Origin of the sequence: Microbacterium plantarum (genome assembly GCF_035231185.1) — a bacterium.
In the GTDB taxonomy this organism is placed as follows: domain Bacteria; phylum Actinomycetota; class Actinomycetes; order Actinomycetales; family Microbacteriaceae; genus Microbacterium; species Microbacterium plantarum.
Map to the genome: position 1 here is coordinate 52186 of NZ_CP141117.1, position 21163 is coordinate 73348.

At 66.5% G+C, this 21163-nt stretch carries 27 protein-coding genes; 15 read left to right on the top strand and 12 right to left on the bottom strand.

Annotation, left to right across the window (positions count from 1 at the left end; genetic code table 11):
- Positions 1-20 precede the first annotated feature (20 nt).
- Positions 21-410 (bottom strand): arsenate-mycothiol transferase ArsC, encoded by a 390-nt coding sequence (locus VC184_RS00250; RefSeq protein WP_282501769.1) that lies wholly within the window; start codon positions 408-410, stop codon positions 21-23.
- 74 nt (positions 411-484) lie between these two features.
- Between VC184_RS00250 and trxB the strand changes: the two genes are divergently transcribed.
- Genes trxB through VC184_RS00270 form a run of 4 tightly spaced genes read left to right on the top strand, consistent with a single transcriptional unit; the run spans position 485 to position 3940 of the window.
- A complete protein-coding gene (gene trxB, locus VC184_RS00255; RefSeq protein ID WP_282502613.1) occupies positions 485-1447 on the top strand; it encodes a thioredoxin-disulfide reductase in 963 nt (320 codons plus the stop codon).
- Positions 1444-2538, top strand: a complete 1095-nt coding sequence (gene arsB, locus VC184_RS00260; RefSeq protein ID WP_282501770.1) for an ACR3 family arsenite efflux transporter — start codon at positions 1444-1446, stop codon at positions 2536-2538. The genes trxB and arsB overlap by 4 nt, the downstream gene beginning before the upstream one ends.
- On the top strand, positions 2535-3527 hold the full coding sequence (locus VC184_RS00265) for a metalloregulator ArsR/SmtB family transcription factor (RefSeq protein WP_407667121.1): 993 nt from the start codon (positions 2535-2537) through the stop codon (positions 3525-3527). Before arsB ends, VC184_RS00265 begins: the two co-directional genes overlap by 4 nt.
- An 11-nt stretch (positions 3528-3538) precedes the next feature.
- A complete protein-coding gene (locus VC184_RS00270) occupies positions 3539-3940 on the top strand; it encodes an arsenate reductase ArsC (RefSeq protein ID WP_282501772.1) in 402 nt (133 codons plus the stop codon).
- 288 nt (positions 3941-4228) lie between these two features.
- Here the strand turns inward: VC184_RS00270 and VC184_RS00275 are convergent, their stop codons facing one another.
- Positions 4229-4825: an AbiTii domain-containing protein gene (locus VC184_RS00275; RefSeq protein WP_323986948.1), complete on the bottom strand. Its 597-nt coding sequence runs from the start codon at positions 4823-4825 to the stop codon at positions 4229-4231.
- A 166-nt stretch (positions 4826-4991) separates the two neighbouring features.
- On the opposite strand from VC184_RS00275, the gene VC184_RS00280 reads away from it, so the two are divergent.
- Positions 4992-5342: a hypothetical protein gene (locus VC184_RS00280; RefSeq protein ID WP_282501774.1), complete on the top strand. Its 351-nt coding sequence runs from the start codon at positions 4992-4994 to the stop codon at positions 5340-5342.
- Positions 5343-5431: 89 nt separating this feature from the next.
- On the opposite strand, the gene VC184_RS00285 is transcribed toward VC184_RS00280, so the two are convergent.
- Both VC184_RS00285 and VC184_RS00290 read right to left on the bottom strand, forming a co-directional pair.
- Positions 5432-6175 carry an alpha/beta fold hydrolase gene (locus tag VC184_RS00285; RefSeq protein ID WP_323986949.1) on the bottom strand — a complete coding sequence of 248 codons (744 nt, stop codon included), beginning with the start codon at positions 6173-6175 and terminating at the stop codon, positions 5432-5434.
- 177 nt (positions 6176-6352) lie between these two features.
- Positions 6353-7348, bottom strand: a complete 996-nt coding sequence (locus VC184_RS00290) for an RNA polymerase subunit sigma-70 (protein ID WP_323986950.1) — start codon at positions 7346-7348, stop codon at positions 6353-6355.
- Between the two features lie 66 nt (positions 7349-7414).
- Between VC184_RS00290 and VC184_RS00295 the strand changes: the two genes are divergently transcribed.
- From VC184_RS00295 to VC184_RS00320, 7 genes are all read left to right on the top strand, one after another.
- Entirely contained in the window at positions 7415-7705 is a 291-nt protein-coding gene (locus tag VC184_RS00295; protein WP_282502683.1) for a DUF1905 domain-containing protein, read from the top strand.
- On the top strand, positions 7705-8373 hold the full coding sequence (locus VC184_RS00300) for a maleylpyruvate isomerase family mycothiol-dependent enzyme (RefSeq protein WP_282502684.1): 669 nt from the start codon (positions 7705-7707) through the stop codon (positions 8371-8373). The genes VC184_RS00295 and VC184_RS00300 overlap by 1 nt, the downstream gene beginning before the upstream one ends.
- Positions 8337-9080, top strand: a complete 744-nt coding sequence (locus VC184_RS00305) for a recombinase family protein (protein ID WP_323986951.1) — start codon at positions 8337-8339, stop codon at positions 9078-9080. Before VC184_RS00300 ends, VC184_RS00305 begins: the two co-directional genes overlap by 37 nt.
- Before the next feature lie 161 nt (positions 9081-9241).
- Positions 9242-9910, top strand: a complete 669-nt coding sequence (locus VC184_RS00310; protein WP_282501779.1) for an Abi family protein — start codon at positions 9242-9244, stop codon at positions 9908-9910.
- 104 nt (positions 9911-10014) lie between these two features.
- Positions 10015-10353, top strand: a complete 339-nt coding sequence (locus tag VC184_RS16335) for a DUF3892 domain-containing protein (RefSeq protein WP_354451686.1) — start codon at positions 10015-10017, stop codon at positions 10351-10353.
- Positions 10354-10691: 338 nt separating this feature from the next.
- Positions 10692-11537 carry a hypothetical protein gene (locus VC184_RS00315; protein ID WP_282501780.1) on the top strand — a complete coding sequence of 282 codons (846 nt, stop codon included), beginning with the start codon at positions 10692-10694 and terminating at the stop codon, positions 11535-11537.
- Between the two features lie 52 nt (positions 11538-11589).
- Entirely contained in the window at positions 11590-11880 is a 291-nt protein-coding gene (locus tag VC184_RS00320; protein WP_282501781.1) for a hypothetical protein, read from the top strand.
- A gap of 99 nt (positions 11881-11979) precedes the next feature.
- Here the strand turns inward: VC184_RS00320 and VC184_RS00325 are convergent, their stop codons facing one another.
- The 4 genes from VC184_RS00325 to VC184_RS00340 all read right to left on the bottom strand — a co-directional run bounded on the left by VC184_RS00325 (position 11980) and on the right by VC184_RS00340 (position 14744).
- Positions 11980-12099, bottom strand: a complete 120-nt coding sequence (locus tag VC184_RS00325) for a glutaredoxin domain-containing protein (RefSeq protein ID WP_282501782.1) — start codon at positions 12097-12099, stop codon at positions 11980-11982.
- Positions 12100-12710: 611 nt separating this feature from the next.
- Entirely contained in the window at positions 12711-13202 is a 492-nt protein-coding gene (locus VC184_RS00330; protein ID WP_282501783.1) for a GNAT family N-acetyltransferase, read from the bottom strand.
- A 174-nt stretch (positions 13203-13376) separates the two neighbouring features.
- Positions 13377-14048, bottom strand: coding sequence for an HAD hydrolase-like protein (locus tag VC184_RS00335; protein WP_282501784.1), 672 nt, complete (start codon positions 14046-14048; stop codon positions 13377-13379).
- Between the two features lie 114 nt (positions 14049-14162).
- Positions 14163-14744, bottom strand: coding sequence for a TetR/AcrR family transcriptional regulator (locus VC184_RS00340; protein ID WP_282501785.1), 582 nt, complete (start codon positions 14742-14744; stop codon positions 14163-14165).
- 90 nt (positions 14745-14834) lie between these two features.
- On the opposite strand from VC184_RS00340, the gene VC184_RS00345 reads away from it, so the two are divergent.
- A complete protein-coding gene (locus VC184_RS00345) occupies positions 14835-15707 on the top strand; it encodes an aldo/keto reductase (protein ID WP_274179067.1) in 873 nt (290 codons plus the stop codon).
- Between the two features lie 26 nt (positions 15708-15733).
- Here VC184_RS00345 and nucS read toward each other — a convergent pair whose 3' ends face one another.
- From nucS to VC184_RS00360, 3 genes are read right to left on the bottom strand one after another with little or no spacing between them, the layout of a single operon-like run.
- A complete protein-coding gene (gene nucS, locus VC184_RS00350; protein WP_091501312.1) occupies positions 15734-16432 on the bottom strand; it encodes an endonuclease NucS in 699 nt (232 codons plus the stop codon).
- Between the two features lie 9 nt (positions 16433-16441).
- Positions 16442-17017: a GNAT family N-acetyltransferase gene (locus tag VC184_RS00355; RefSeq protein ID WP_274179066.1), complete on the bottom strand. Its 576-nt coding sequence runs from the start codon at positions 17015-17017 to the stop codon at positions 16442-16444.
- Between the two features lie 47 nt (positions 17018-17064).
- Complete coding sequence (locus VC184_RS00360) at positions 17065-17826, bottom strand: CPBP family intramembrane glutamic endopeptidase (RefSeq protein WP_274179065.1); 762 nt, start codon at positions 17824-17826, stop codon at positions 17065-17067.
- Positions 17827-17890: 64 nt separating this feature from the next.
- On the opposite strand from VC184_RS00360, the gene VC184_RS00365 reads away from it, so the two are divergent.
- Complete coding sequence (locus VC184_RS00365) at positions 17891-18481, top strand: TetR/AcrR family transcriptional regulator (protein WP_323986953.1); 591 nt, start codon at positions 17891-17893, stop codon at positions 18479-18481.
- Positions 18482-18745: 264 nt separating this feature from the next.
- On the opposite strand, the gene VC184_RS00370 is transcribed toward VC184_RS00365, so the two are convergent.
- Positions 18746-20002, bottom strand: coding sequence for an MFS transporter (locus VC184_RS00370; protein ID WP_274179063.1), 1257 nt, complete (start codon positions 20000-20002; stop codon positions 18746-18748).
- A 56-nt stretch (positions 20003-20058) separates the two neighbouring features.
- Between VC184_RS00370 and VC184_RS00375 the strand changes: the two genes are divergently transcribed.
- The gene (locus VC184_RS00375; protein WP_282501786.1) at positions 20059-21117 is read left to right on the top strand and encodes a LacI family DNA-binding transcriptional regulator; all 1059 of its coding nucleotides are present in this window, start codon (positions 20059-20061) and stop codon (positions 21115-21117) included.
- Positions 21118-21163 lie beyond the last annotated feature (46 nt).

Consider the following 21163-nt stretch of genomic DNA (forward strand, 5'->3'; position numbering starts at 1 on the left):
CCTGCCCCCTCACTGTCAGCTCAGCGGGTAAGGAGAGTCGCCTGGATCTTGTTGGACACCGCTTCGCGCAACGGACGGACCGCGTCGGCATCCCAGGACTCAGGGTTGGGGAAGGACCATTCCAGAACCTCCCCGCGCGGAGCGCTGGGCAGCGCCAACCCGGGCTTCATGAGAACCACGACATCGGCAGCCTCCAAGTCAGCAGGCGTCACCGCGCGGGGCACGCGCCCCGTAATGTCCATTCCCAGCTCGGCAACGGTCGCGGCGATGGCAGGGTTCACCGTCTCGGCCGGGGCGAGACCGGCGGACGCTGCGGTGAAGCGGCCCCCTGCAAGGTGCTCGAGGAGAGCGGCGCCGAGCTGAGAGCGGCCGGCGTTGTGCTGACAGATGAACAGGACGGTCGGTTTCATGCGGCTCTCCTCGGTACGTTGCGGTGTCGATGATCAGGATTGCGTCTTGCATAGGCACCTGTCAATATAGATATATGTCGATTCAAGAGGTTGAGCTGGTCATCGTCGGGTCGGGCCCCTCGGGCTACACGGCGGCGGTGTACGCGGCGCGGGCCGGGCTCGCCCCCGTTGTCATCGCCGGTTCTGTCACTGCGGGCGGTGCGCTTATGACGACTACGGAGGTGGAGAACTTCCCCGGGTTCGTCGATGGCATCCAGGGACCGGAGCTGATGGACACGATGCGCCGGCAGGCCGAACGCTTCGGCGCCCGCATCCTCCTCGACGACGCGATCCGCGTCGATCTCGAATCCGACACGAAAGTCATCGAGACCGGCGCCGGGGAGACGTTCCACGCCCGCGCGGTGATCCTCACCATGGGGTCGGCGTACCGGAAGCTCGGGCTTCCCGACGAGGAGCGCCTGTCGGGTCATGGCGTGTCGTGGTGTGCGACGTGCGATGGGTTTTTCTTCCGGGGCCTGGACATCGTCGTGGTCGGTGGCGGTGATTCGGCCATGGAGGAGGCACTGTTCTTGACCCGGTTCGCTCGGAAAGTGACCGTCGTGCACCGCCGCAGCTCGTTCCGAGCGTCGAAGATCATGGCGCAGCGGGTGCTGGAGCACCCGAAGATCGACGTCGCGTGGAACAGCGAGATCACTGCGTTGCAGGGGGAAGAGAAGGTGCACGGAGTTCGCCTGCGGGACACCGTTACCGGTGCTGAGCGTGACCTCCCCGTGACGGGCGTGTTCGTTGCTATCGGTCACGACCCTCGCTCCGAACTCGTCACCGGCCAGGTCACCACCGATGCCGATGGTTACGTGCTGGTGGACCACCCCTCCACGCGCACCTCGCTCACCGGGGTCTTCGCCGCCGGCGACCTCGTCGACCACACCTACCGGCAGGCGATCACCGCTGCCGGGACCGGATGCGCGGCAGCACAGGACGCGCAGCACTACCTCGCCACGCTCGATGTTCCCGCCCTGGCGGAGGCTTTCGCGTGAGCAACGCAGCACCCGCTACTCGCCGCCTCTCGACCCTCGACCGGTGGCTACCGCTGTGGATCGGCTTGGCGATGGGTGGCGGCATCCTCCTGGGCCGGTTCATCCCGGGGCTGTCCGAACTGCTGTCACACCTTGAGGTCGGTGGGATCTCGATTCCGATCGCGCTCGGGTTGCTGGTCATGATGTACCCGGTGCTCGCGAAGGTCCGATACGACAAGGTCGCCGCCGTGACCGGCGACAAGAAGCTCCTCGTTTCGTCGCTGGCGCTGAACTGGATCGCGGGCCCTGCATTGATGTTCGCCCTGGCGTGGGTGTTCCTGCCGGACCTGCCCGAGTACCGGACGGGACTGATCATCGTCGGCCTCGCACGCTGCATCGCCATGGTCGTGATCTGGAACGACCTCGCTTGCGGTGACCGGGAAGCTGCGGCCGTGCTTGTTGCGATCAACTCGGTGTTCCAGGTCATCGCGTTCTCGATCCTCGGCTGGTTCTACCTCACCGTCCTCCCCGGCTGGCTCGGCCTCGACAGCCAAGGCCTGGACGTGTCCGTGTGGCAGATCGCGCTCAACGTGCTGATCTTCCTGGGCGTGCCACTGGTCGCCGGGTTCGCGTCCCGTCTTATCGGGGAACGCCGCAAGGGCCGCGCCTGGTATGAGGGCTCGTTCCTGCCCAAGATCGGACCGTGGGCGCTGTACGGGCTGCTGTTCACGATCGTGCTGCTGTTCGCCCTCCAGGGGGAACAGGTCACCTCACGGCCGCTCGATGTCGTGCGGATCGCGGTCCCGCTGCTGGTGTACTTCGCCATCATGTGGTTCGCCGGCCTCATCACCGGTAAGACCCTCGGCCTGGGCTACGCCCGCTCGTCGACGCTCGCGTTCACCGCGGCCGGCAACAATTTCGAACTCGCCATCGCCGTCGCGATCGGCACGTTCGGCGCCACGTCCGGGCACGCCCTCGCCGGTGTCGTGGGGCCACTGATCGAGGTCCCCGTGCTCGTCGGCCTGGTCTACGTCTCACTGTGGGCCGCGCGGGCATGGTTCCACACCGACCCCTACGCGATTCCCGAACCTGCCCTGGAAAGGACTCGATGATGAGCGCTCCCGCCACTACCGCAGAAGACACCTGCGCGCCGTCCCCCACGCACGCGATCGGGGACGACGCGGCCACCGCGATCGCCACCACGCTGAAAGCACTATCCGATCCGCTGCGGTTGCGGATGCTGTCCGCGATTGCCACCGACGCGCGCGGTGAATCGTGCGTGTGCGACCTCGCGGAACTGGCCGAGGTGTCCCAGCCCACCGTGTCGCACCACCTCAAGGTGCTCCGCGACACCGGCGTGCTCACCTCCGAGCGGCGTGGCACGTGGGTCTGGTATCGGATCGCCCCGCCCCTTCGCCCGGCGGTGACGACGCTGCTGGACTCGTTCGCGCCCGCCGCCGTGGCCCCCGTCCGCGCTGAGCACGCGGGGCTCGAGAACGTCGACGACGCTCTCGCCCACCTGGCCGAAGCGCTCGGTCAGGACTACCCGCAGCTCGACGGCAGCCTGGTGGCGACGATCGTCCGCGAGTCGTACACGGCCTTGGCCAAAAGCGCTCGGGTGAAGAACCACCTGTTGTCGCTCACCGACCGGTTCGCGCACCAACGGCTCACCGACATCACCCGTGACCGCACGCAGGGACAGCCGCAGGTGCTGTTCGTCTGTGTCGCGAACGCAGGTAGATCGCAGCTCGCCGCGGCGCTGGTGAATCAGCGCTCGGGCGGCGCCGTTGTGGCGCGCTCGGCCGGATCGACCCCGGCCGCTGAGATCCACCCCCATGTGCAGCCCCTCATCGACGAGCTGACCCTCGGCGACGACGAACCGCGGTTCCCGAAACCGCTGACCGATGACGCAGTGCGCGCAGCTGACGTCGTCATCACCATGGGTTGCGGTGACGTCTGCCCCATCATCCCCGGCGTCCGCTACGAGGACTGGACCGTCGGTGACCCCGCCCTCGCCTCCGCAGAAGGCGTCGCCGCGATCCGCGACGACATCGCCCGCCGCGTCGACGCCCTCCTTGCCACACTCACCCCCGCCCGCTGACCGGAGCCACCATGACCGACACCAAGCCCTCCGTCCTCTTCGTCTGCGTCCACAACGCCGGCCGCTCCCAAATGGCCGCGGGATTCCTGCGCGACATCGCCGGCGACCGCATCGAGGTCCGCTCCGCGGGGTCGATGCCCGCCGACCAGATCAACCCCACCGCTGTTCAGGCGATGGCCGAGTTCGGCATCGACATCACCGCTGAGCAGCCCAAGGTGCTCACGACCGAGGCCGTGCAGGCCTCCGACGTCGTCATCACCATGGGCTGCGGAGACGCGTGCCCCTTCTTCCCCGGCAAGCGTTACGAGGACTGGAAGCTGGACGACCCCGCCGGGCAGGGTATCGACGCGGTGCGCCCCATCCGCGACGACATCCGTGAACGGATCCAGCAGCTCGTCAGCGAGCTCGTCTGAGACGTCTCAGCTACGTTTAGAGAAGGGCCGGAGCGCTCACCCGGCGATCACCGCTGATCTAAGCCGCGGTTCCGGCACGCAGAAGCGGACCTCACCGCGGTCGGTCAACCAAACGCGCCCTTCATCGCGAGATCGGTGAGCGCTGATACGGCCGCGCTCGTCGCACTCGAGACAGCGGCGATGCCGAGTTTGTCCGCGACCTCGCGGAGTTTGCCTGCGCGCTTGACGACCTCGCCCGTTTCGGGATCAGGCTTCGAGACCACCTCATTGAGCTCGGTGACAGCCGCTTCAACCTCTGTCGTGTCGGCATCGGTGGCTTGGGCGGCCGCTCTCACGGCGTCGAGAAGTGGGAGGACATCGCTGACGCGCAGACCCGTAGAAGCCGTCGATCAGCTTCGTACGGATTTGCCCGAGGAGACCCGAGATAGACGTCCCCGAGAGGATGTAGGACATGTTCACAATGGACTGAAACGGTCCCAGTTCCCGGTCCCACACGCTCTGCGCAGCCGCCAGCCCAGGCGGCTTGAAGCGCAGCGACTTCTCCTGTGCTTGACGTTCAAGCTCTTCGATCGGCTGGGTCAGATACAGCAACTCGGGCACGTAGCCCTGGGCCGCTTTGGGCAGCTGCCAGCGTGTGACGATCTGTCCCTTTGTCCACGTGTTCCCGCTGATCGAGTCGACCGTGATGGGGACGCCCGGCAGCTTGCGATAATCGGGAATCGTCGATTCGTCCGTGTAGCCGTTGAGCTCCAGACGAGCCCAATCGCGTAGCGCGCTCGATCCGGTCTCGGCGCCGAGCAGCAGACACTTCCGTAGCAGCCCGGCAAGAGGCTCGGTCTCGTCGAGGGCGCGGTCCCGAAGTGATCGCAGCAGCGAGTCGGTCATGTCGGAATCGTAGGTGGAACCTATGACATCGCGGACCCACCGGCTTGCGAGCGGTGCGAAACCGATCGTTTCCGGCGCGTGAGCGCCGTGCGGTCCTCACCGATCACCGATAACGTGGGCCGCAACTCGGTTCCGGCAGGGGTTTTCCGTCTCTTAGGCTGTTCGGATGGACGCGGACTGGATCGAGCATCGACGTTCCGATGACGGCGAACTCCTGGGATGGATGAAACCGACCGGTGAAGATTTCGTTGCCATCGATCTGCTTGGTCGTAATCGCACTGAGGCGGTGGACTGGTTGACCGCAGAGGAGACGCTCGACGCGTTGGGGCTGACGTACTTGGCCGACCCTCATGAGCTCCGGTTGATCGACGGGTCATGGCTGAAGGTGCGCATCGCGGAACTCTCGCCGCGAGGTATACGACTGCAGAAAGACGACTGGGGGAACACCTCGGCTACCGAGCTGTACTACTCGACGCCGTTCCCCGTCGATCACAACATCCTCCGACCGATCTCCTAACGCGCCGGCCATGCGGCCGTGTTCTGCACGTCTACGGACAGCACGCCACACTGCCAACTACCGTTTCAGGCGGAACCACTGGTCGAGGATCAGTCCGCGGGGAGCCAATCGACGACGCGATCGTTGAACCAATCCGGGCGTTGTAACGGGACGCCGTGTCCGCATTCGTCGACGACCAGAAGTTCACCGCTGGGAAGGGCTTCGTGGATGGAGTCGGCTGAGTCGCGCATCAGGCGTCGTTCTCGCCCGCCCACCATGACGAGAGTTTGCCCGCGGAACGCCGACCATGCGTCGGGCAGCGTAAACCTCATGTTGGCGCCGACAGCGCCGACGAGTGTCTCTTTCGTGATTCCCGCGCTGGTGCTGATGTATTCCTCCATCAGATGAGGGGGTATGAAGAGTTCCCGAGCTTGCAACTTAGCGAACCATCGCTTGCGAGCAAGCGGTGCGCTGACGCCGAGCGCGGCAAGCGTGAGGTCGGTGAACGGCATGGGCTTTGCTTGAGCACTGACGATGACCGCCTGACTGACGAGTTCAGGGTGCCCTGAGGCCAGTTGTATGGCGAGCTGAGCCCCGAGGGAGAACCCGATGACGGTCGTGGGGCGACCGGGGACAGTAGTCGCGAGCAGCTCTGCGATCGCGGTAATGGTGTTCGCGTGAGATACGTAAGGTTCAGCGGCTGACCGTCCGTGCCCCGGTAGGTCGGGAACAAGGACCGCGTAGCTCGGTGCAAGCCGCTCCCGCAAGGAGTCCCACATCCAGCCGGCAACCCCACCGCCGTGGAGAAGAAGCACAGGCGACGCGGTGTCAGGGCCAGATGAGGAGAGAAACATGATGCTCTCACCCTGTCAGAGCCTCCGAGCGTATTTGTGACTTTCGGCCGCCTGCCTGCCGTAAACGATCGTTTACGGCACCTCGGCGGATGGCGCTGCGGGAGCCTGCCGAAACCTAGGACCGTGTCGAAACCTGGTTTTGGGAGAAACGGTTTCGGTACGGGGTTTCGGTCGCCTTCAACTCAGTGAAGCCGGCAGGTCGAACCGTGCGAAGAGATCGGGGTCGATGAACGAGGTGATGCCTGTGATCGCCTCATACTGGGTATCGACCAGCGTCAAGGACCATGCCTCGTGCGGCGCGGCATGGTGCGCTCCGATGTAGAAGGCGACCACGGCCTGCCCGTTGGCGGTTATCACGCGGGTGCGCCAGCTTGGGCACAGCGTCATCGGGACGGCATGTGCGAAGGCTGCGACAGAATCCGCGCCGGCGTACCACTCCGTGAGTGGTGGCATCTGCCAGGTCACGTCGGGAGCCAGAAGGTCGACGAACGTCCGTAGGTCGGAGTTGGCGAGTGCCTCTGCGAACCGATGAGCCAGGGAAAGCGTCGATTGCGACGGACGAGGCTGTGTCGGATTCGCCGGGGAGGCGCTGCGTTCCCCCAGAGTTCGCCTCCCGCGAGCGAGAGCCGAATGTATCGAGGTCGTGTTGGTCCCCATTGCTGAGGCCGCGTCGAAGGCCGAAAAGCCGAGGACGTCCACGAGGAGAAGCGCGGCCCGCTCGTTGCCGCTCAGGAGTTGCAACGTCGCGACGAAGGCGAGTTCTAAGTGTTCGGTGCGCTGCGCCAAGTCTGCCGGATCGGGGTACGGCGTCAGCCACTCGATTTCGGTGTCCGGTGTCGAGTCGGTGGCGGGTTCGGTGGCGGCAGGGCCAAGGTCGATCGGGAGCGCTCGTCGTCCCCGTGCTTTGGCGGTATCCAGGCATGTCCGAGTGGCCACCGTGTAGAGCCACGTTCGGACCGAGCTGCGTCCCTCAAACCGGTCGAACGCCGCCCAGGCACGCAAGAGAGCGTCTTGCAGAGCATCATCGGCGTCGTGCACCGACCCAAGCATGCGATAGCAGTGAGCGTGCAGGCCCTGCCGCAGTGGTGCTACCGCCCGCTCGAATCGTTCACGAGAGTTCTCGTTGGCGCTCTCGCGCTCTACGACGGGTATGTCCGAGAAGTTCTGCGCCATGCGACGATTCTGCCCGCGCCGCGCAGTCTCACCTATCGACAGCGTTCCGACGACCGAGGAGATCCCATGCCGTTTGACCCCATCACGCTCGATCACACTTTCACCGCCCCGATCGGCGTAAACGTGAAGGGCGAGGTCTGGGCCTGCGTCGAGATGCCCGACTCTGCCGATTTCTTCGGCACGGGCCGCTCCGTTCGGGTAGACCTTACAGTTGACGACCTGCCGCTGAAAGACGTCGGGATGATGGTCACCGGGACGGGCGGCCACATGGTGTCGCTGAACGCTGCGTTCCGCCGCAAGCTGGGCAAGGACGTGGGAGACACCGTCACCGTCCACATCGAGCGTCGAGTCAAGTGATGAGGGCCTCCGCGCTCTGGTCGCTGATCCACGCCGAGCGGCAGCGTCTACATGACCAGACTCAATCCCTCACCGCCGAGCAATGGCGATCTCCCGCGCTCGTTGGCTCTTGGACTCTCGAGCAGACCATCGCACATCTGACGGCTGGAGCAGAACAGAGCATCCCAGCCTGGCTGCGCAGCGTGTTCTCCGCGCGCTTTGACTTTGAGCTCCATAAGGAACGGGGAGTAGTCACCAGGATGGGGGCTTCGCCGGCTGAGACATTGGCCAGGTATGAACGAGCGATCCGCAACAAGCGACGCGCGGCCGGTCCGCTCATGGCGGGATTGGGTGAAGTCCTGATCCACGGCGAAGAGATCCGTCGGCCTGTCGGTATCCGAGACGGTGTACCCGTTCAAACGGCGGCCGCCACTTTGCAATGGTTCGCGCGTCACGATTTCACGGAGTACTCGCGCTCACGAGCGCAAGGCCTCCGGTTGGTCGCCAACGACGCGGCGACCGAGATCGGCCAAGGTGCGGAGGTGCGCGGTCGGGCGCTGTCGCTCCTTGTCGCGCTTTCTGGCCGGCCGGTCATCCCGGGTGAACTGCACGGGCCCGGAGCGGCTGTCCTGATCAAGCGTGGCGGGGCGGAGTGGAAGCCGCAACGCGAACCTGCTCGCCGTTTGTAGAGGTCCACAATCGGCCGAAACTGATCGTTTCTGGTGGGCTCGTCGGCGTCGATGAGCAGCTGCGCGACACGCCGAGGATCGATCCGCCAAAACCCCCTGCCGAAACCGTTTCGCGCCGGAACCCTGGCGGTACCGTTTTCGGCATGGCACATGAAGTCGGGTACGCCCGGGTCTCGAAGCGGGAGCAGAACCCGGATGCTCAGTCCGCCGAGCTCCGCGCCGCCGGCTGCGAACGTGTCTTCGTCGACCATGGCGAATCGAGCCGCGTCACCGATCGGCCGCAGTGGCTGGCATGTCTCGACTACCTGAGGCCGGGGGACACCCTCAAGGTCCGCCGGCTCGATCGTCTCGCCGGCAGTGAGCGCATCCTGATTGAGACGCTGCAGGATCTCGACGCGCGCCAGGTGAACATCGTGAGTCTCACCGAGCCGATGATCGACACGACGTCGCCTATGGGTCGTGCGCTGTTCGGGATCGTGGCCGTGTTCGCGCAGCTGCGCGTGGACACGATCCGGGACAACACTCAGCGAGGTCTCGAGTACGCCCGCAGCCAGGGACGTGTCGGCGGCCGCCCGAGCGTGATGACTCCAGAGCGAATCGCGGCGGCTCGACAGTTACGCGCCGAGCATCACAGCTGGGAGAGTATCGGACGGGTCCTCGGGGTAGGGTCGTCGAGCGTTCGACGCGCTCTATCTCCCCGCGACTGAGCAAGCGTGAGTGCCGCCTGCAGACTTCCCAGCGCTAGCGGTCGCGGGCACCCGTGACCGCCTGGTAGAAAAGCAGAACCCCGGCCGTGTGATCTGACCTTTGCGAGGCCTACAGGGACGGTTCCGGGGTGTTGCGTTACATGTTACGTGAGTGGGGGACGATGGTCAATCAGCGTTGGGCGTTCTACGAGCAACACTTCGGCCCGGACCGGCTGAAACACTATCTCTCCGAAGCGCGCGGAGACACTGCGAGGGCGGAGGAGCTCTACCAGTGGAACGTCGAGGCTGCTTCGGCGTTCTGGGGTTCGCTCGGACACCTCGAGGTGGCACTGCGCAACACCATCGATGCCCGCATGTCAGACCGGCACGCGCAACTCGGGCGCGCGAGCCATTGGATCTCGGACGACCATCGTGAGTTCGGTCGCAGAAACCCACCCACTAAGCATCGGTACCCGTACGTCGACGTTGACACCGCGAAGAGGCGCGTCACAAAGAACCAGAAGCCGGTTACGCCAAGCCAAGTCATCTCGGAGATCTCCTTCGGGTTCTGGCACCAGATGGTCTCCCAGAGTCAGATGCGGTTCTGGCCGGACATCGCGACCGGGTTCCCACACGCTCCTGACAGAGCGCAGGACACGGTGCAAGAGCCTGTCAGTCGGCTTCGCGACCTTCGCAATCGCATCGGGCACCACCACCGCATCTGGTCGCAGGACCTTCAAGGTCGATATGACGACATCCTGCTTGTTACAAGCTTCATCGATCCTGACCTGAGCAGCTGGGTCGACGCGCAGTCGGCTGTACCAGGGGTGTTGGCGGTCAAGCCCGTGTAGCTTCTCCGGCCGACGAGCGCGAATCGCTCACCGGCGCGTAGCCACGTTGTCGCCACGTTCGCGTTCTCATGCGGCCGTTTGCGAACTGACCGGACTGGGCTGTCGTGCCTTCGTGCCATGATCCGTTTCAGTGCCGCAGTGTTGCGACAGGAAGCGAGGGGCCATGTCCATCCAGATCACACACGTCCGTTTCGGGGGGACTCGGAAGACGGAGGACGAGATCGTCTCATACAAAATGGAAGAGCGAGCAGACGGGCGAAGTCAAGCACAGCGACAAGCCCACCTTGGTTGCCTGGATCGACAACGGAGGGAAGGCCTACGTCGGCGCTGGGAGCGCTCGTGTAGCAGTCGGGGTTGTCAGGCCGCAAAACGGGCAGCCGTACCTGCGTACTCATGCCGACGTCAAGTGGACTAACAACCTGGTCAGCCTCCTGACCTTCTGAACCATGAGCTTCCACAAGCCTTAAGCGCTAGCCCCATCGCCGGATGCCCCAAGCGGCCGCGTGCGTTCACGCACCCATCTAGGGGCACGCAACCGGACATATGTCAGGAACCTGACATAACGTTGATTATCGGGGTATCCGGTACCGCTTGGTTGCTCTTGCGACCGTCGGCCGCCGCGGCGGGTGAGCTGTCGAGAGCCCAGTTCTCGATCATCGGGATAACTGCCCAATGAGGGGATGTTTCGATCTCCCAACTGAGGAACCTCGATCGTTTCGTTGCTTCCTGGCATAAATCGTGAAACGGTCGGCTCGACCGAATCACATTATGGGGGAATCAGTTGAAAACGAGACTTCTGACCCGTGCTGCACTCTCTGCCGCGGTTCTGACGATCCTTGCTACCGCCGCGGTAACTCCTGCATGGGCGAGTGGCACCGCAGCACAGCCGTGCAGTATCGATGAGAAGCAAGCTGGAGATTGTGCACCTTACCTCGCATCTGCTGACGAGGATCCGGTAGAGGCAGCCGTTCGGCAGCTGGTGGCGCAAGGCGAAAGCGCTGGAGCTACAGCATTCGTCGAGAAGAAGTCAGCCAACCTTGACAGCGCGTCCGCCGCGGACCTTCGAGCAGTTCTGGCCGAAGCGACGGCCTCGGAGTCTACGGATGTCAGCCGTGGCGGAGTGCAGGCTGATGCTCTACGTGCCCCCGCAATCCGAGACGGGCGAGTGATCGGGAAAATCTGGTACCTGGACGAGAAGCTCGACTACGGATATTGTCGTCCCGACGGAACCGGCTGTGGGCCGGTCGTAGGCGCCGTTCAACTTAAATTCTCGTACAATATCAACGAGTATCCCACTGTCACTCTTGATGGTGAAGTCCGCGCAATCGCCGGTTCACTCATTGAGGTCAATCCGCTGGAGTGCAAGACCTACTACGAGCTCCCCCTCTTTGACCAGGTTCTGCACGATTGGAATAACTGTGACAGCGCACAGTTTCGAGGGATGGGAACAGGCCCGCTGATCTTCGAGGAAAACTACCAGCACGGCTCGGCGCCCGGCACGAAGTACCACGTCGAGCTGAGTGGGAAGATCACGACCTACCATGATCCCGGTCAGCCACTGTGGTTCCTGCGAAACAGCCACACCTACACCGTCGTTCACACGGGCACATCGGGCGCGACGTTCTGAGGGTATCCGGGGGGCTCGACTTCAGGTCGAGTCACCCGGATAGTGTGTCCAGATGAATCATCGCGAACTACAGATCGAGAGAAAGCGTCTGTTGAACGCCTATCTCGACGTTCTCAACGACCCCTCACGGTTTTTGGACCTCGTTCTTCGCCTCCCAACCGGCGATCACCTGAGCGAAGCAATCGAGCACGAGTATCGCTTCGACACAGCGATTGCCCAAGCCGTCTCCTCCTTAGGCATCCAGTACTTCACTCCCGAGAAGGTCCAGCGCGTCCGAGATGAACTAGCTCAGCTAAACCGTGCTCTCGGTGAAGCCGAAGACCGCCCCAGCAGCAGATTTTGACTGAACGCTCCGGCGAAGGTCATGGTGCGCCGCCACCTGTCGCCGTTGTCGGTCACGACCAACGAAGCTCGTGGACGCCGGCAACGCGCAGCTCGTCGATCAGGCGTCGGCGTGGACGTCGACGAGATCGAAGTCGATACCGGCCAGGCGCAGCGCTGTGCAGGTGTTCGTGCACTTCGTGCAGCCCTCGGCCCCGTACACCGTGACATGAATGCTCATCGCCCGTGATCCTCTCTGCGGTCCTCGGCCGTTCAGCCGATGCTTCGCCATCAGCTGATACTTGCCGCCCGCGCGTCGGCTCGGAGCGGCTCAAGGACTGGCCCCGCCGGGATTCCGCAGGAATCCGCGCAGCACCCTTGAGGCGTTCCGAGCCGACGCGCTCCCCCGCTGCCGCCGGCGCCGGCAGCTCAAGTAGTTGACACGTCCGTGTCACTCTGTCTTGATCTATGGCAACACGCGGCGTGTTACTCGCGACTCGCTCGGTCTATGGCTGGTGTCGCGGTATGACCGACCGTCGTCTCCCGTGGGGTTCGCGTGAGAACCCAGGGAGCCGGGGTTGGGCGATCAAGCGGGTTCGAAGGACCGGCTCAATCAGCTCGCCCAGCACGCCGGCGTCTCGAACGCCGTGCTTCTAGAGGAGGTCATCGACCACCTCGAAGAGAAGCGGAACGAGCGCGGGCTGCCGACCTGGTGGTCGGAGCAAGAGCTCCCAGTCGGGGAGCTGCCTACGAAGGAAGGCGTACCAAGCAGCGATGGAGGCGATTCTGTTGAGTCCCGCTCGCCGCCACAATGTCGGGTCCTGACGGCTCGCCCGACATCGAACAGTCGCGTCAGATTCCGTCGAGGGTGGGCGGCAGCGCGAACACCAACTCGTCGATCTCTTCGCCGCGGGCGGGGGCGTATGCCCGCTGCTGTCGGATCTCGCTGAAGCCGCTCTTGGTGAGTACGGCGATGGATGCCGCGTTGTCGGCGGCGACCCGGGCATAGAGCGGGCGCTCCGCTTCGCGGGCGACGAGCAGGCGCAGCGCGGCCGAGGCGACACCGCGACCTCGGGCGTGGCGGGTGATCCAATAGGTGACCTCGCGATCGCCGTCGACGGTGAAGGCCGCGGCGGTTCCGGCGAAGCCGCCGTCATCGGTCACGACGAACATCGAGACCCGGTCGTCGGCGCGGTGCCGCTCGAGCCACGCATCGAACGCGGCGCGGTCGGAGGGGTCGTCGGCAGTGAAGGCGGCCTGGGCGACGGCATCCGGGTCGCGCATCATCTCGAAGACGGCATCCGCGTCGTCATCGTCGAAGGGGCGGAGATCCACGTGAGTCACACCGGCACGCTACGCGGATGAAATCCGTCTCATTTACGGGTATCGGTGCGCGGCGAAGATCAGTACAGTTATCCCGTCACGCATCGCGTGACGTATCCGGGGGGATCCGTCGACGCCCGGGCGCTGCATTTCTGGCACGCAGCCCGGGCGTCGAATGGGGGAGTGCCCCGACGCTCAGCCGGCAGGAAGCAGCTGCGTACGCAGCTCGTCGATGTCAGCTGCCACGGCGATCGCGCCGTTCGCCTCCTCGGGAGTGCTGAAGCCCCACGACACGAAGATGACCGGCACGTCGTTCGCGGCGCCGCCCTCGACGTCGTGGTGACGGTCGCCGATCAGCACCGGCCGCGAGACGTCGATGCCGTCGGCGGCCAGGCGTCGGAGAGCCTCCGCCACGATGTCCGACTTCGAGCTCAGCGTCTTCTCGTCGCTCGTGGCCCCGACGATCTCGCGCAGGCGCGGTGCGAGGCCGAAGTGCTCCATCAGCGCGCGCACCTGGATCTCGGGCTTCGAGCTCGCCGTCGACTGCGGCACCCCTGCTTCATCCAGCTCGACCATGAGGTCGGCGACGCCGGGGTAGAGGCGTGCGCCGGTCGTGTAGCCGTCGGCCTTGCCGAGCACGCGGTAGAACGACACCGCCTCGGTCGCCTTCTCGGGCGTCATCCCGAGGTTCGTCTGGAACGACTCGTGCATCGGCGGGCCGATCCAGTGGATGAGCTCGTCGTGCGTCGGGGCCGGGTGGCCGAAGTGCGCGAGCGTGATCGTGAGGCGGCGGAGGATGCCTTCGGACGCATCGACGACCGTGCCGTCGATGTCCCACAGCACGCAGGAGAACGGCGATCGGGTCATAGGTCCCACCCTACGTGCGCGATGACACGGAGTACGGCGTGAGGGTGCCGTCGACCATCTCCAGCACGCGGTCGCAGTGTCTTGCCGGCGGGCTGTCACCTACGGGGGACGAGGTCAAAGGTCGCCGTGCACGCCCCTGTCGAGTACCCCGATGACTCCCGCGATCACATCGTCGGCGTCGACCCCGTGCTCCACGAGCTGCATGCCGGCGTTGATGACGCCCTGCACGAGGGCCGCCCGGGTTGCGGCATCCGGGATTCCCAGCTCTTCGAGGAGGTGACGCAACGGCGCCGTCAGGGCGTCGTGCATCGCCATGATCGCCTCGACGTTCTTCGGCGAGATGTCGGTCTGCTGGAGGCCCGTGGCGAGCGTGTGCTTACCGTCGGCCGTCATCCGGATCGTCGCGGTGACGTAGGCGTGCAGGCGAGCGCGGCCGGGGGCTGCGGCATCCATCGCGGCCTCGAGCTCCGCACCCCATTCCTCGAACGCCTGCATCGCGATCGCGGCGAGGAGGTCGTCCTTGGAGGGGAAGTACTCGTAGAAGCTCGACCGGGACAGGCCCGCCCTTTCGCACACCGAACGCGGAGTGATGGCGGCGACGCCGGCCTCGGCGATGATCGCCTTCGCCGAGGCGAGGAGCGCTCCGTGTTGAGCGACGCGGTGCTCTGCGACGGTCGCAGCGGTGATCTTCGGCACCGCCCCATTATGGGTCTCGCTCATGAGGCCCGCCGGGGTGGCTATGCGGGTGGCGGGAATGTCTCGCGGCTCCCGCGCGCTGACATCCTCATGACGACATCCAGCACGTCCTCAGCCCACGCTTCCGGCACCTTCCGCATCGGCGGCGACCTCGAGGTCAACCGCCTCGGCTACGGCACGATGCAGCTCACCGGCCCCGGCGTCTGGGGTCCGCCGAAGGATCACGACGAGGCGATCCGCGTGCTCAAGCGCGCCGTCGAGCTCGGCGTGAATTTCTTCGACACCGCCGACTCGTACGGCCCCTACGTCGCCGAGGAGCTCCTCAAGGAGGCGCTGCACCCCTACGGCGACGACGTCGTGATCGCGACGAAGGCCGGCCTCACGCGCACTGGGCCCAACGAGTGGCCGCCGCTCGGGCGCCCCGAGTACCTGCGCCAGGAGGCCGAGATGAGCCTTCGCCGCCTCGGACTCGACCGCATCGACCTCTTCCAGCTGCACCGCATCGACCCGCAGGTTCCCCTCGAGGACCAGGTCGGCGAGCTGAAGAAGCTCCAGGACGAGGGCAAGATCCGCCACATCGGACTCTCCGAGGTCACCGTCGATCAGGTGAAGGCCGCGCAGCAGATCGCCACGATCGTGTCGGTGCAGAACCTCTACAACCTGCAGAAGCGGGATGCCGAGGAACTCCTCGACTGGTCGACGGAGCAGGGCATCGGCTTCATCCCGTGGTTCCCGCTCGCGACCGGCGGCCTGACCGGTGCCGACTCGCCGCTCAGCGAGCTCGCCGAGCGCAAGCAGGCATCCCCCGCCCAGATCGCCCTCGCGTGGCTGCTCAAGCGCTCGCCGGTCATGCTGCCGATTCCGGGCACCTCGAGCGTCGCGCACCTCGAGGACAACCTCCGCGCCGCCGAGATCGAGCTGACCGACGACGAGTTCGAGGAGCTGTCGAAGCTCGGCTCCTGACGGCTCGCGGTTGCGGGCGCGTCGCGTCAGAACAGGCGCGGCGCGCCCGACTCGATGCCCTTCATGGCGTCGTAGTCGAGCGTGACGCAGCGGATGCCGCGGTCGGTGGCGAGCACCTTCGCCTGCGGCTTGATCTCCTGCGCCGCGAACACCCCGGTGACGGGCGCGAGGTGCGGGTCTCGGCCGAGCAGCTCGAGATAGCGCGTGAGCTGCTCGACACCGTCGATGTCGCCGCGGCGCTTGACCTCGACGGCGATCGTTCCGCCCGCGGGATCGCGCAGCAGCAGGTCGACCGGTCCGATCGCGGTCGGGAACTCGCGGCGGACCAGCGTCAGGTCTTCACCGATCACCTCGACCTGCTCGGCGAGCAGGCGCTGAAGATCGGCCTCGACGCCGTCCTTGATGAGACCGGGGTCGACGCCGAGCTCGTGGGACGAGTCGTGGATCATCTCGTAGATGCGCACGACGAGGGTGTCGCCCGACTTCGCGTGGGTCACCCGCCACTGCTCGACGACCTGCTCCTCGACATCCGGGTCGTCCTCGGGCGTCTCGACCGTGAGCGTGCACGGCGGGCTCATCCAGTTCAGCGGCTTGTACGACCCGCCGTCGGAGTGCACGAGCAAACTTCCGTCGCCCTTATGCACCAGCAGACGGGTGGCGAGCGGAAGGTGAGCATTGAGGCGCCCCGTGTACTGGACGGAGCAGCGGGCGATGACCAGACGCACCCGTCGAGCCTAAGCGCTGTCGCTGGCGGCGGCGGCGTCGTCGGCGTCGGCGACGGAGAGCTCGTAGATGATCTCGAGACCATCCTCGTCATCCCACTGCTCGCCGCGCTCGACGAACCCGTAACCGTCGATGAGCGCTCGTGACGCGACATTGTCAGGGCTGATCGTCGCGCGCACCGTGCGCACATCGGGGTGGCTGCGTGCCACGTCGAGCAGGGTCTCGAGAGCCTGTCGTGCATAACCGCGGCGCCGCAGCGCGGGGTCGACGCGATACCCGACTTCGACCATGCCGCTGGCATCCGGCGGGCCGTGGAAGCCGGCCACGCCGACGGCGGCGTCGCGCTGGGGATCGATGATGAGCCGGGTGATCCACGGAGCGTCACCAGGCGCGTTCCCGACCTGTGCGCTGCGGTGCCGCCAGAGCCAGTCACATTCCGGGCCTGTGAGGAACGGGTTGGCGTAGATCGGGTCGAGGTTCGCCGTGTCACCTGCCCCGAGGGCATGGAGAACCTGCTCGGGGATCATGTCGAGGTGGACGCCGGTGTCGGATGCCGGGAGGTACCAGGGCTGTGTGGAGATCGTCATCGCGGATGATCCTGGCAGAGTGCCGGCGCGGGCGCGCGCCCGCGTGTTCAGCCGATATGCGCAGCGACGGTCGGGATGAGGATCGGCGCGTTGACGGCGGCGTGAAGCACCATGCAGGCGACGAGGTTGCGGCGCCAGAGGTACAGCACGTAGATCGCCACGGTTCCGCTCGCGTGGTAGAGCAGCCACTCGGGTCCGAAGGTGAACAGATGTGGCACGACGAAGAACGGAAGCGTCGTGGCGACCGCGACCCAGCGTCGCCCCGTGAGCTCGGTCAATCGTTCGAGGGGATAGCCGCGGAACAGGATCTCTTCGCAGATCGCAGCGCTCAGGATCATCGCGACGACCACCAGGATCGGGAGCGCCGCGATGGTGGCGGAGCCGGTGTCGGGTGCGTTCTGCGGACGGATGAGCTGCGCGAGCCAGCTCCAGGCCATGGCGCCACCGAAGAAGATGAGTGCCCACTCGAGGTCTTTGCCAGTCGGCCGCACGATGCGCAGAGACGACAGCCCGCGCCGCTCGACACCGAACACCCACGCGAGGACGAGCGCCGTCGCGAGGCAGTTCCAGAAGATCGAGGCCGCCGGTCCCGCGAGCCCGATCGCCGCGAGCGGGGGGCGCGGGTCGGCTCCGACGGCGCGAAGCACCTCCGGTAGCCACATCGGTGACCACGCGAGACCGATGCCGACCAGGACGGTCGTCCAGGCGAGCGCGCGGGGGCGGGGCGGTTGCGGCCGTTGCGGCTGGTGCCGGGGCTCTGGCGGTGTCGCGTTCGTCGGTGCCGTGGCGGGGTTCGATTCCGATTCCACGACATCAGAGTAACCGCTCTAGAGTTGCTGCTCTAGTAAAGCTTCGCGGGCTAGGGTGGCTCCCGTGCCACGCCGTCGCGATCCTGAACGCTTTGAGGAGCGGCGTGCCGTGATCCTGGATGCGGCGGCCGCCGAGTTCGCCGCATCCGGATACGCGGCCGCCACCACTGCGTCGATCCACCGTCGCGCGGGCGTGTCGTCGGGCACGCTGTTCCACTACTTCCCGACGAAGCTCGACCTCCTGGTCGGAGTGCTCGAGGCCGGGCGCTCCGAGACGGAACGGGCGCTCGCCGAGATCACTGAGCGGGCAGCGGGTATGGATGCCGTTCTGGCCTATGCCGCGCACCTCGAGGCGGAGCTCGCCGACGAGTTGTACCCCGGGCTCGTCCGGGCGATCGGCGACGTCGAACGGCTCGAGCCCGTCCGCGAATCGCTCGCCGCCGAGACCGCGGCGATCGACGACTTCCTCACGCAGTACCTCGCGCAGGCTCTCGATGCAGACCCGGCGAGGTGCACCGGCCAGGCTCGCGCGATCCGCTGGCTCTTCGACGGAGCCGCAGCCGACGCGCTCGCCGCGCCCGTCCCCACCGGGTTGCTTGTCGACGCGGTGCGCGCCCTGCTTCGCGGCATGGGGGTGCCGCTGCCGCGGTTCTGAGCTACCGCGCCGGCATCTGCCGGTTGTCCCGTCGTCAGGCTCACCTGCCGTTGAAGCCCCGCGGGCCGTCAGCGAGCACGGTTGAGCCTGTTGACCGGGCGGGACCGGCTCGGCTCACACGACCCCGACTCGTCCGTCAGGCCATCTGCCCCCGCCCGCTTCACCGCTCCGCCGAGGTCCCAGTTGGGCCGGAATGGCGACGGGATACCCGGCCAAACTGGGACCTCGCGGCGCGGTGAAGCGGCGCGGACCTCGCGCGACGGGTCAGTGGCGGCCGGCGCCGACCTTGGCTCCGGGCAGCGGCTTCGCGGCCGACGAGGCGAGACCGGATGCCGCGACGAGCACCACCAGGATGAACAGCGTCGGCAGCAGGCCGATGTGGTCGCTGATGAATCCGAGGATCGGCGGTCCGCACAGGAACGCGACGTAACCGATCGTCGCGGCGGCGCTCACGCGGGCGGCCGCGCGGGCGGGGTCGTCTGCGGCGGCCGACATCCCGAGCGGGAAGCCGAGCGACGCCCCGATGCCCCACAGTGCGGCTCCCACGAAGACGAGCGGCAGGTTCGGGGCGAGGATGAACAGCAGGATGCCGGCTGTCGCGGCGACGGCGAGCACGCGCAGCGTCGCGACGCGGCCGAAGCGGTCGACGAGGGGTCCGCCGAAGACGCGAACGACGGTCATCGACACGCTGAAGACGGTGAGGGCCGCGGCGCCGATGGCGGCGGTTCCGCCCTCGTGCTCGACCACGCCGAGCGCGAGCCAGTCGTTCGCACCGCCTTCGGCGAAGGCCATGCCGAGCATGATGATGCCGAGCGTGTAGGTGCGCGGCTCGCGCCAGGCCGAGAGCGACACCGCGAGTCGCTGACGCCACCCGGGCGCGGGGCCGTCGGCGGCCGCCTCCGGCGCCGCGACGTCGGCGGCGACGGCATCCGTCACCGCGCGGCGGGGGACGTTCGCAATCGCGACGATCGCGAGCACGACGATGAGTGCGGCGATGGTCACGGCGTGGATGGCGACGCCGATGTGCAGGCTCGCGGCGATCGCGCCGAGCCCTGCGCCGATCACGGTGCCGAAGCTGAAGAAGGCGTGGAACAGCGGCAGGATCGTCTTGCCCGACTGCGTCTCGATGGCGGCACCGTCGACGTTCATCATGACGTCGAGGCATCCGTTGCCGAACCCGAAGAGCGCGAGCCCGACGATGAGCATGGCGTAGGAGTGGAAGAAGCCGCTGCCGAGCCCGAGGATCGCGAGGCCGATCGACAGGGTGATCAGCACCCCGAACATGCCGGTGCGGGTGCCGAGCCGGGCGATGATGACGGAGCTCGCGGAGAGCCCGAGGATCGAGGCGATCCCCATCGCGAGCAGCGCCAGTCCGATCTCGCGGTTCTCGATGCCGAGGTCTTCCTTGATCGTGGGTACGCGCGCGGCCCAGGTGGCGATACTCAGGCCGCTCGCGGCGAAGATCGCGAAGACGGCGTTGCGCCAGCGCAGGTAGACGGAACGGGAGAGCACATCGGTCACCGGGTCAGCGTACCGAATCGATTCGACGTTGCACTACGGCCAGGTACGATCGGGGCGTGAACGCACGTCGGCCCACCATCTCGGACGTCGCGCATGCGGCCGGGGTCTCGCCGTCGACGGCATCCGTCGTCTTCAGCGGCAAGACGCCCGTCAGCGAAGCGACCCGCGCGAAGGTCCTCGCGGCCGCCGCCGAGCTCGGATACCTCGGACCCGACCCGCGCGCGGCGTCGCTCCGGCGCGGACGCAGCGGGATCATCGGGGTGGTCAGCGGCGGGCGGCTCGGCAGCGTCTTCGGCGACCCCGTCATGCGGACGACGATGGACGCGCTCGCCGACGCGGTCGCCCCGATCGGCGCCGGACTGCTGCTGCTACGCGAGGGCAGCGTCGTCGCGGGCGAGCCGACGCTCATGACGGCTCCCATCGACGCCGCCGTGCTGATCGGATGCAGCGCGCTGCTGCGCGACCACCTCGCGAGCGTTCGGGCCCGTGGCATCCCGGTCGTCGTCATCGAAGGCGACGGGGGCGAGGGGGTGCCCCGGATCGCGCTCGACAACCGCGAGGCGCAGCGCCTCGCAGCCGAGCACGTGCGCGATCTCGGGCACACGAACGTCGTCGCGGTGACGATGCCGGTGCGGTGGGGATCGGAGTCGGGCTGGCTGTCGCGCGACGACGAGAGCACGACGTCGGTCGACGTGGTGGCCGACCGGCTCGCCGGATTCCGCGACGTGTTTCCGGATGCCGCTGCCTACGCCGCCGGGGACAGCTCGATCGACGCCGGCGCGGCAGTCGGACGCGCGCTCTTCGCGGGCGACGGCCCGCATCCGACGGCGGTCATCGCGCAGAGCGATCTGCTCGCGGTGGGTGTGCTGCGCGCTGCGGAGGAGGCCGGGCTGCGGGTACCGGAGGATGTCAGCATCACGGGCTTCGACGGCATCGTGGTCGACGGTCTCGCGCCCTACGAACTGACCACACTCGTGCAGCCGGCGTGGCAGAAGGGGCGAGCCGCCGGCGAGGCTGTGGCAGCGCTCCTAGCCGGAGACACGCCCGACTCGCAATGGTTCACGAGTACGTTCCGTCTGGGGAACACGACGGGGCCGGTTGCTGTCAAGTCTTAGCCGATCGACCGTAGACCGGCATCCTGTCGGTAAGATGGGTGACACG

What these genes read in the sequence shown, in the direction of transcription:
- VC184_RS00345 (WP_274179067.1), top strand. Translation starts at nt 14,835, where the DNA reads ATGACGACATCCAGCACGTCCTCAGCCCACGCTTCCGGCACCTTCCGC.
- VC184_RS00290 (WP_323986950.1), bottom strand. Translation starts at nt 7,348, where the DNA reads ATGGCGCAGAACTTCTCGGACATACCCGTCGTAGAGCGCGAGAGCGCC.
- VC184_RS00265 (WP_407667121.1), top strand. Translation starts at nt 2,535, where the DNA reads ATGATGAGCGCTCCCGCCACTACCGCAGAAGACACCTGCGCGCCGTCC.
- VC184_RS00335 (WP_282501784.1), bottom strand. Translation starts at nt 14,048, where the DNA reads ATGACCCGATCGCCGTTCTCCTGCGTGCTGTGGGACATCGACGGCACG.
- VC184_RS00250 (WP_282501769.1), bottom strand. Translation starts at nt 410, where the DNA reads ATGAAACCGACCGTCCTGTTCATCTGTCAGCACAACGCCGGCCGCTCT.
- VC184_RS00275 (WP_323986948.1), bottom strand. Translation starts at nt 4,825, where the DNA reads ATGACCGACTCGCTGCTGCGATCACTTCGGGACCGCGCCCTCGACGAG.
- VC184_RS00320 (WP_282501781.1), top strand. Translation starts at nt 11,590, where the DNA reads ATGAATCATCGCGAACTACAGATCGAGAGAAAGCGTCTGTTGAACGCC.
- VC184_RS00300 (WP_282502684.1), top strand. Translation starts at nt 7,705, where the DNA reads ATGAGGGCCTCCGCGCTCTGGTCGCTGATCCACGCCGAGCGGCAGCGT.
- VC184_RS00355 (WP_274179066.1), bottom strand. Translation starts at nt 17,017, where the DNA reads ATGACGATCTCCACACAGCCCTGGTACCTCCCGGCATCCGACACCGGC.
- VC184_RS00295 (WP_282502683.1), top strand. Translation starts at nt 7,415, where the DNA reads ATGCCGTTTGACCCCATCACGCTCGATCACACTTTCACCGCCCCGATC.
- VC184_RS00310 (WP_282501779.1), top strand. Translation starts at nt 9,242, where the DNA reads ATGGTCAATCAGCGTTGGGCGTTCTACGAGCAACACTTCGGCCCGGAC.
- VC184_RS00325 (WP_282501782.1), bottom strand. Translation starts at nt 12,099, where the DNA reads ATGAGCATTCATGTCACGGTGTACGGGGCCGAGGGCTGCACGAAGTGC.
- VC184_RS00270 (WP_282501772.1), top strand. Translation starts at nt 3,539, where the DNA reads ATGACCGACACCAAGCCCTCCGTCCTCTTCGTCTGCGTCCACAACGCC.
- trxB (WP_282502613.1), top strand. Translation starts at nt 485, where the DNA reads ATGTCGATTCAAGAGGTTGAGCTGGTCATCGTCGGGTCGGGCCCCTCG.
- VC184_RS00285 (WP_323986949.1), bottom strand. Translation starts at nt 6,175, where the DNA reads ATGTTTCTCTCCTCATCTGGCCCTGACACCGCGTCGCCTGTGCTTCTT.
- VC184_RS00280 (WP_282501774.1), top strand. Translation starts at nt 4,992, where the DNA reads ATGGACGCGGACTGGATCGAGCATCGACGTTCCGATGACGGCGAACTC.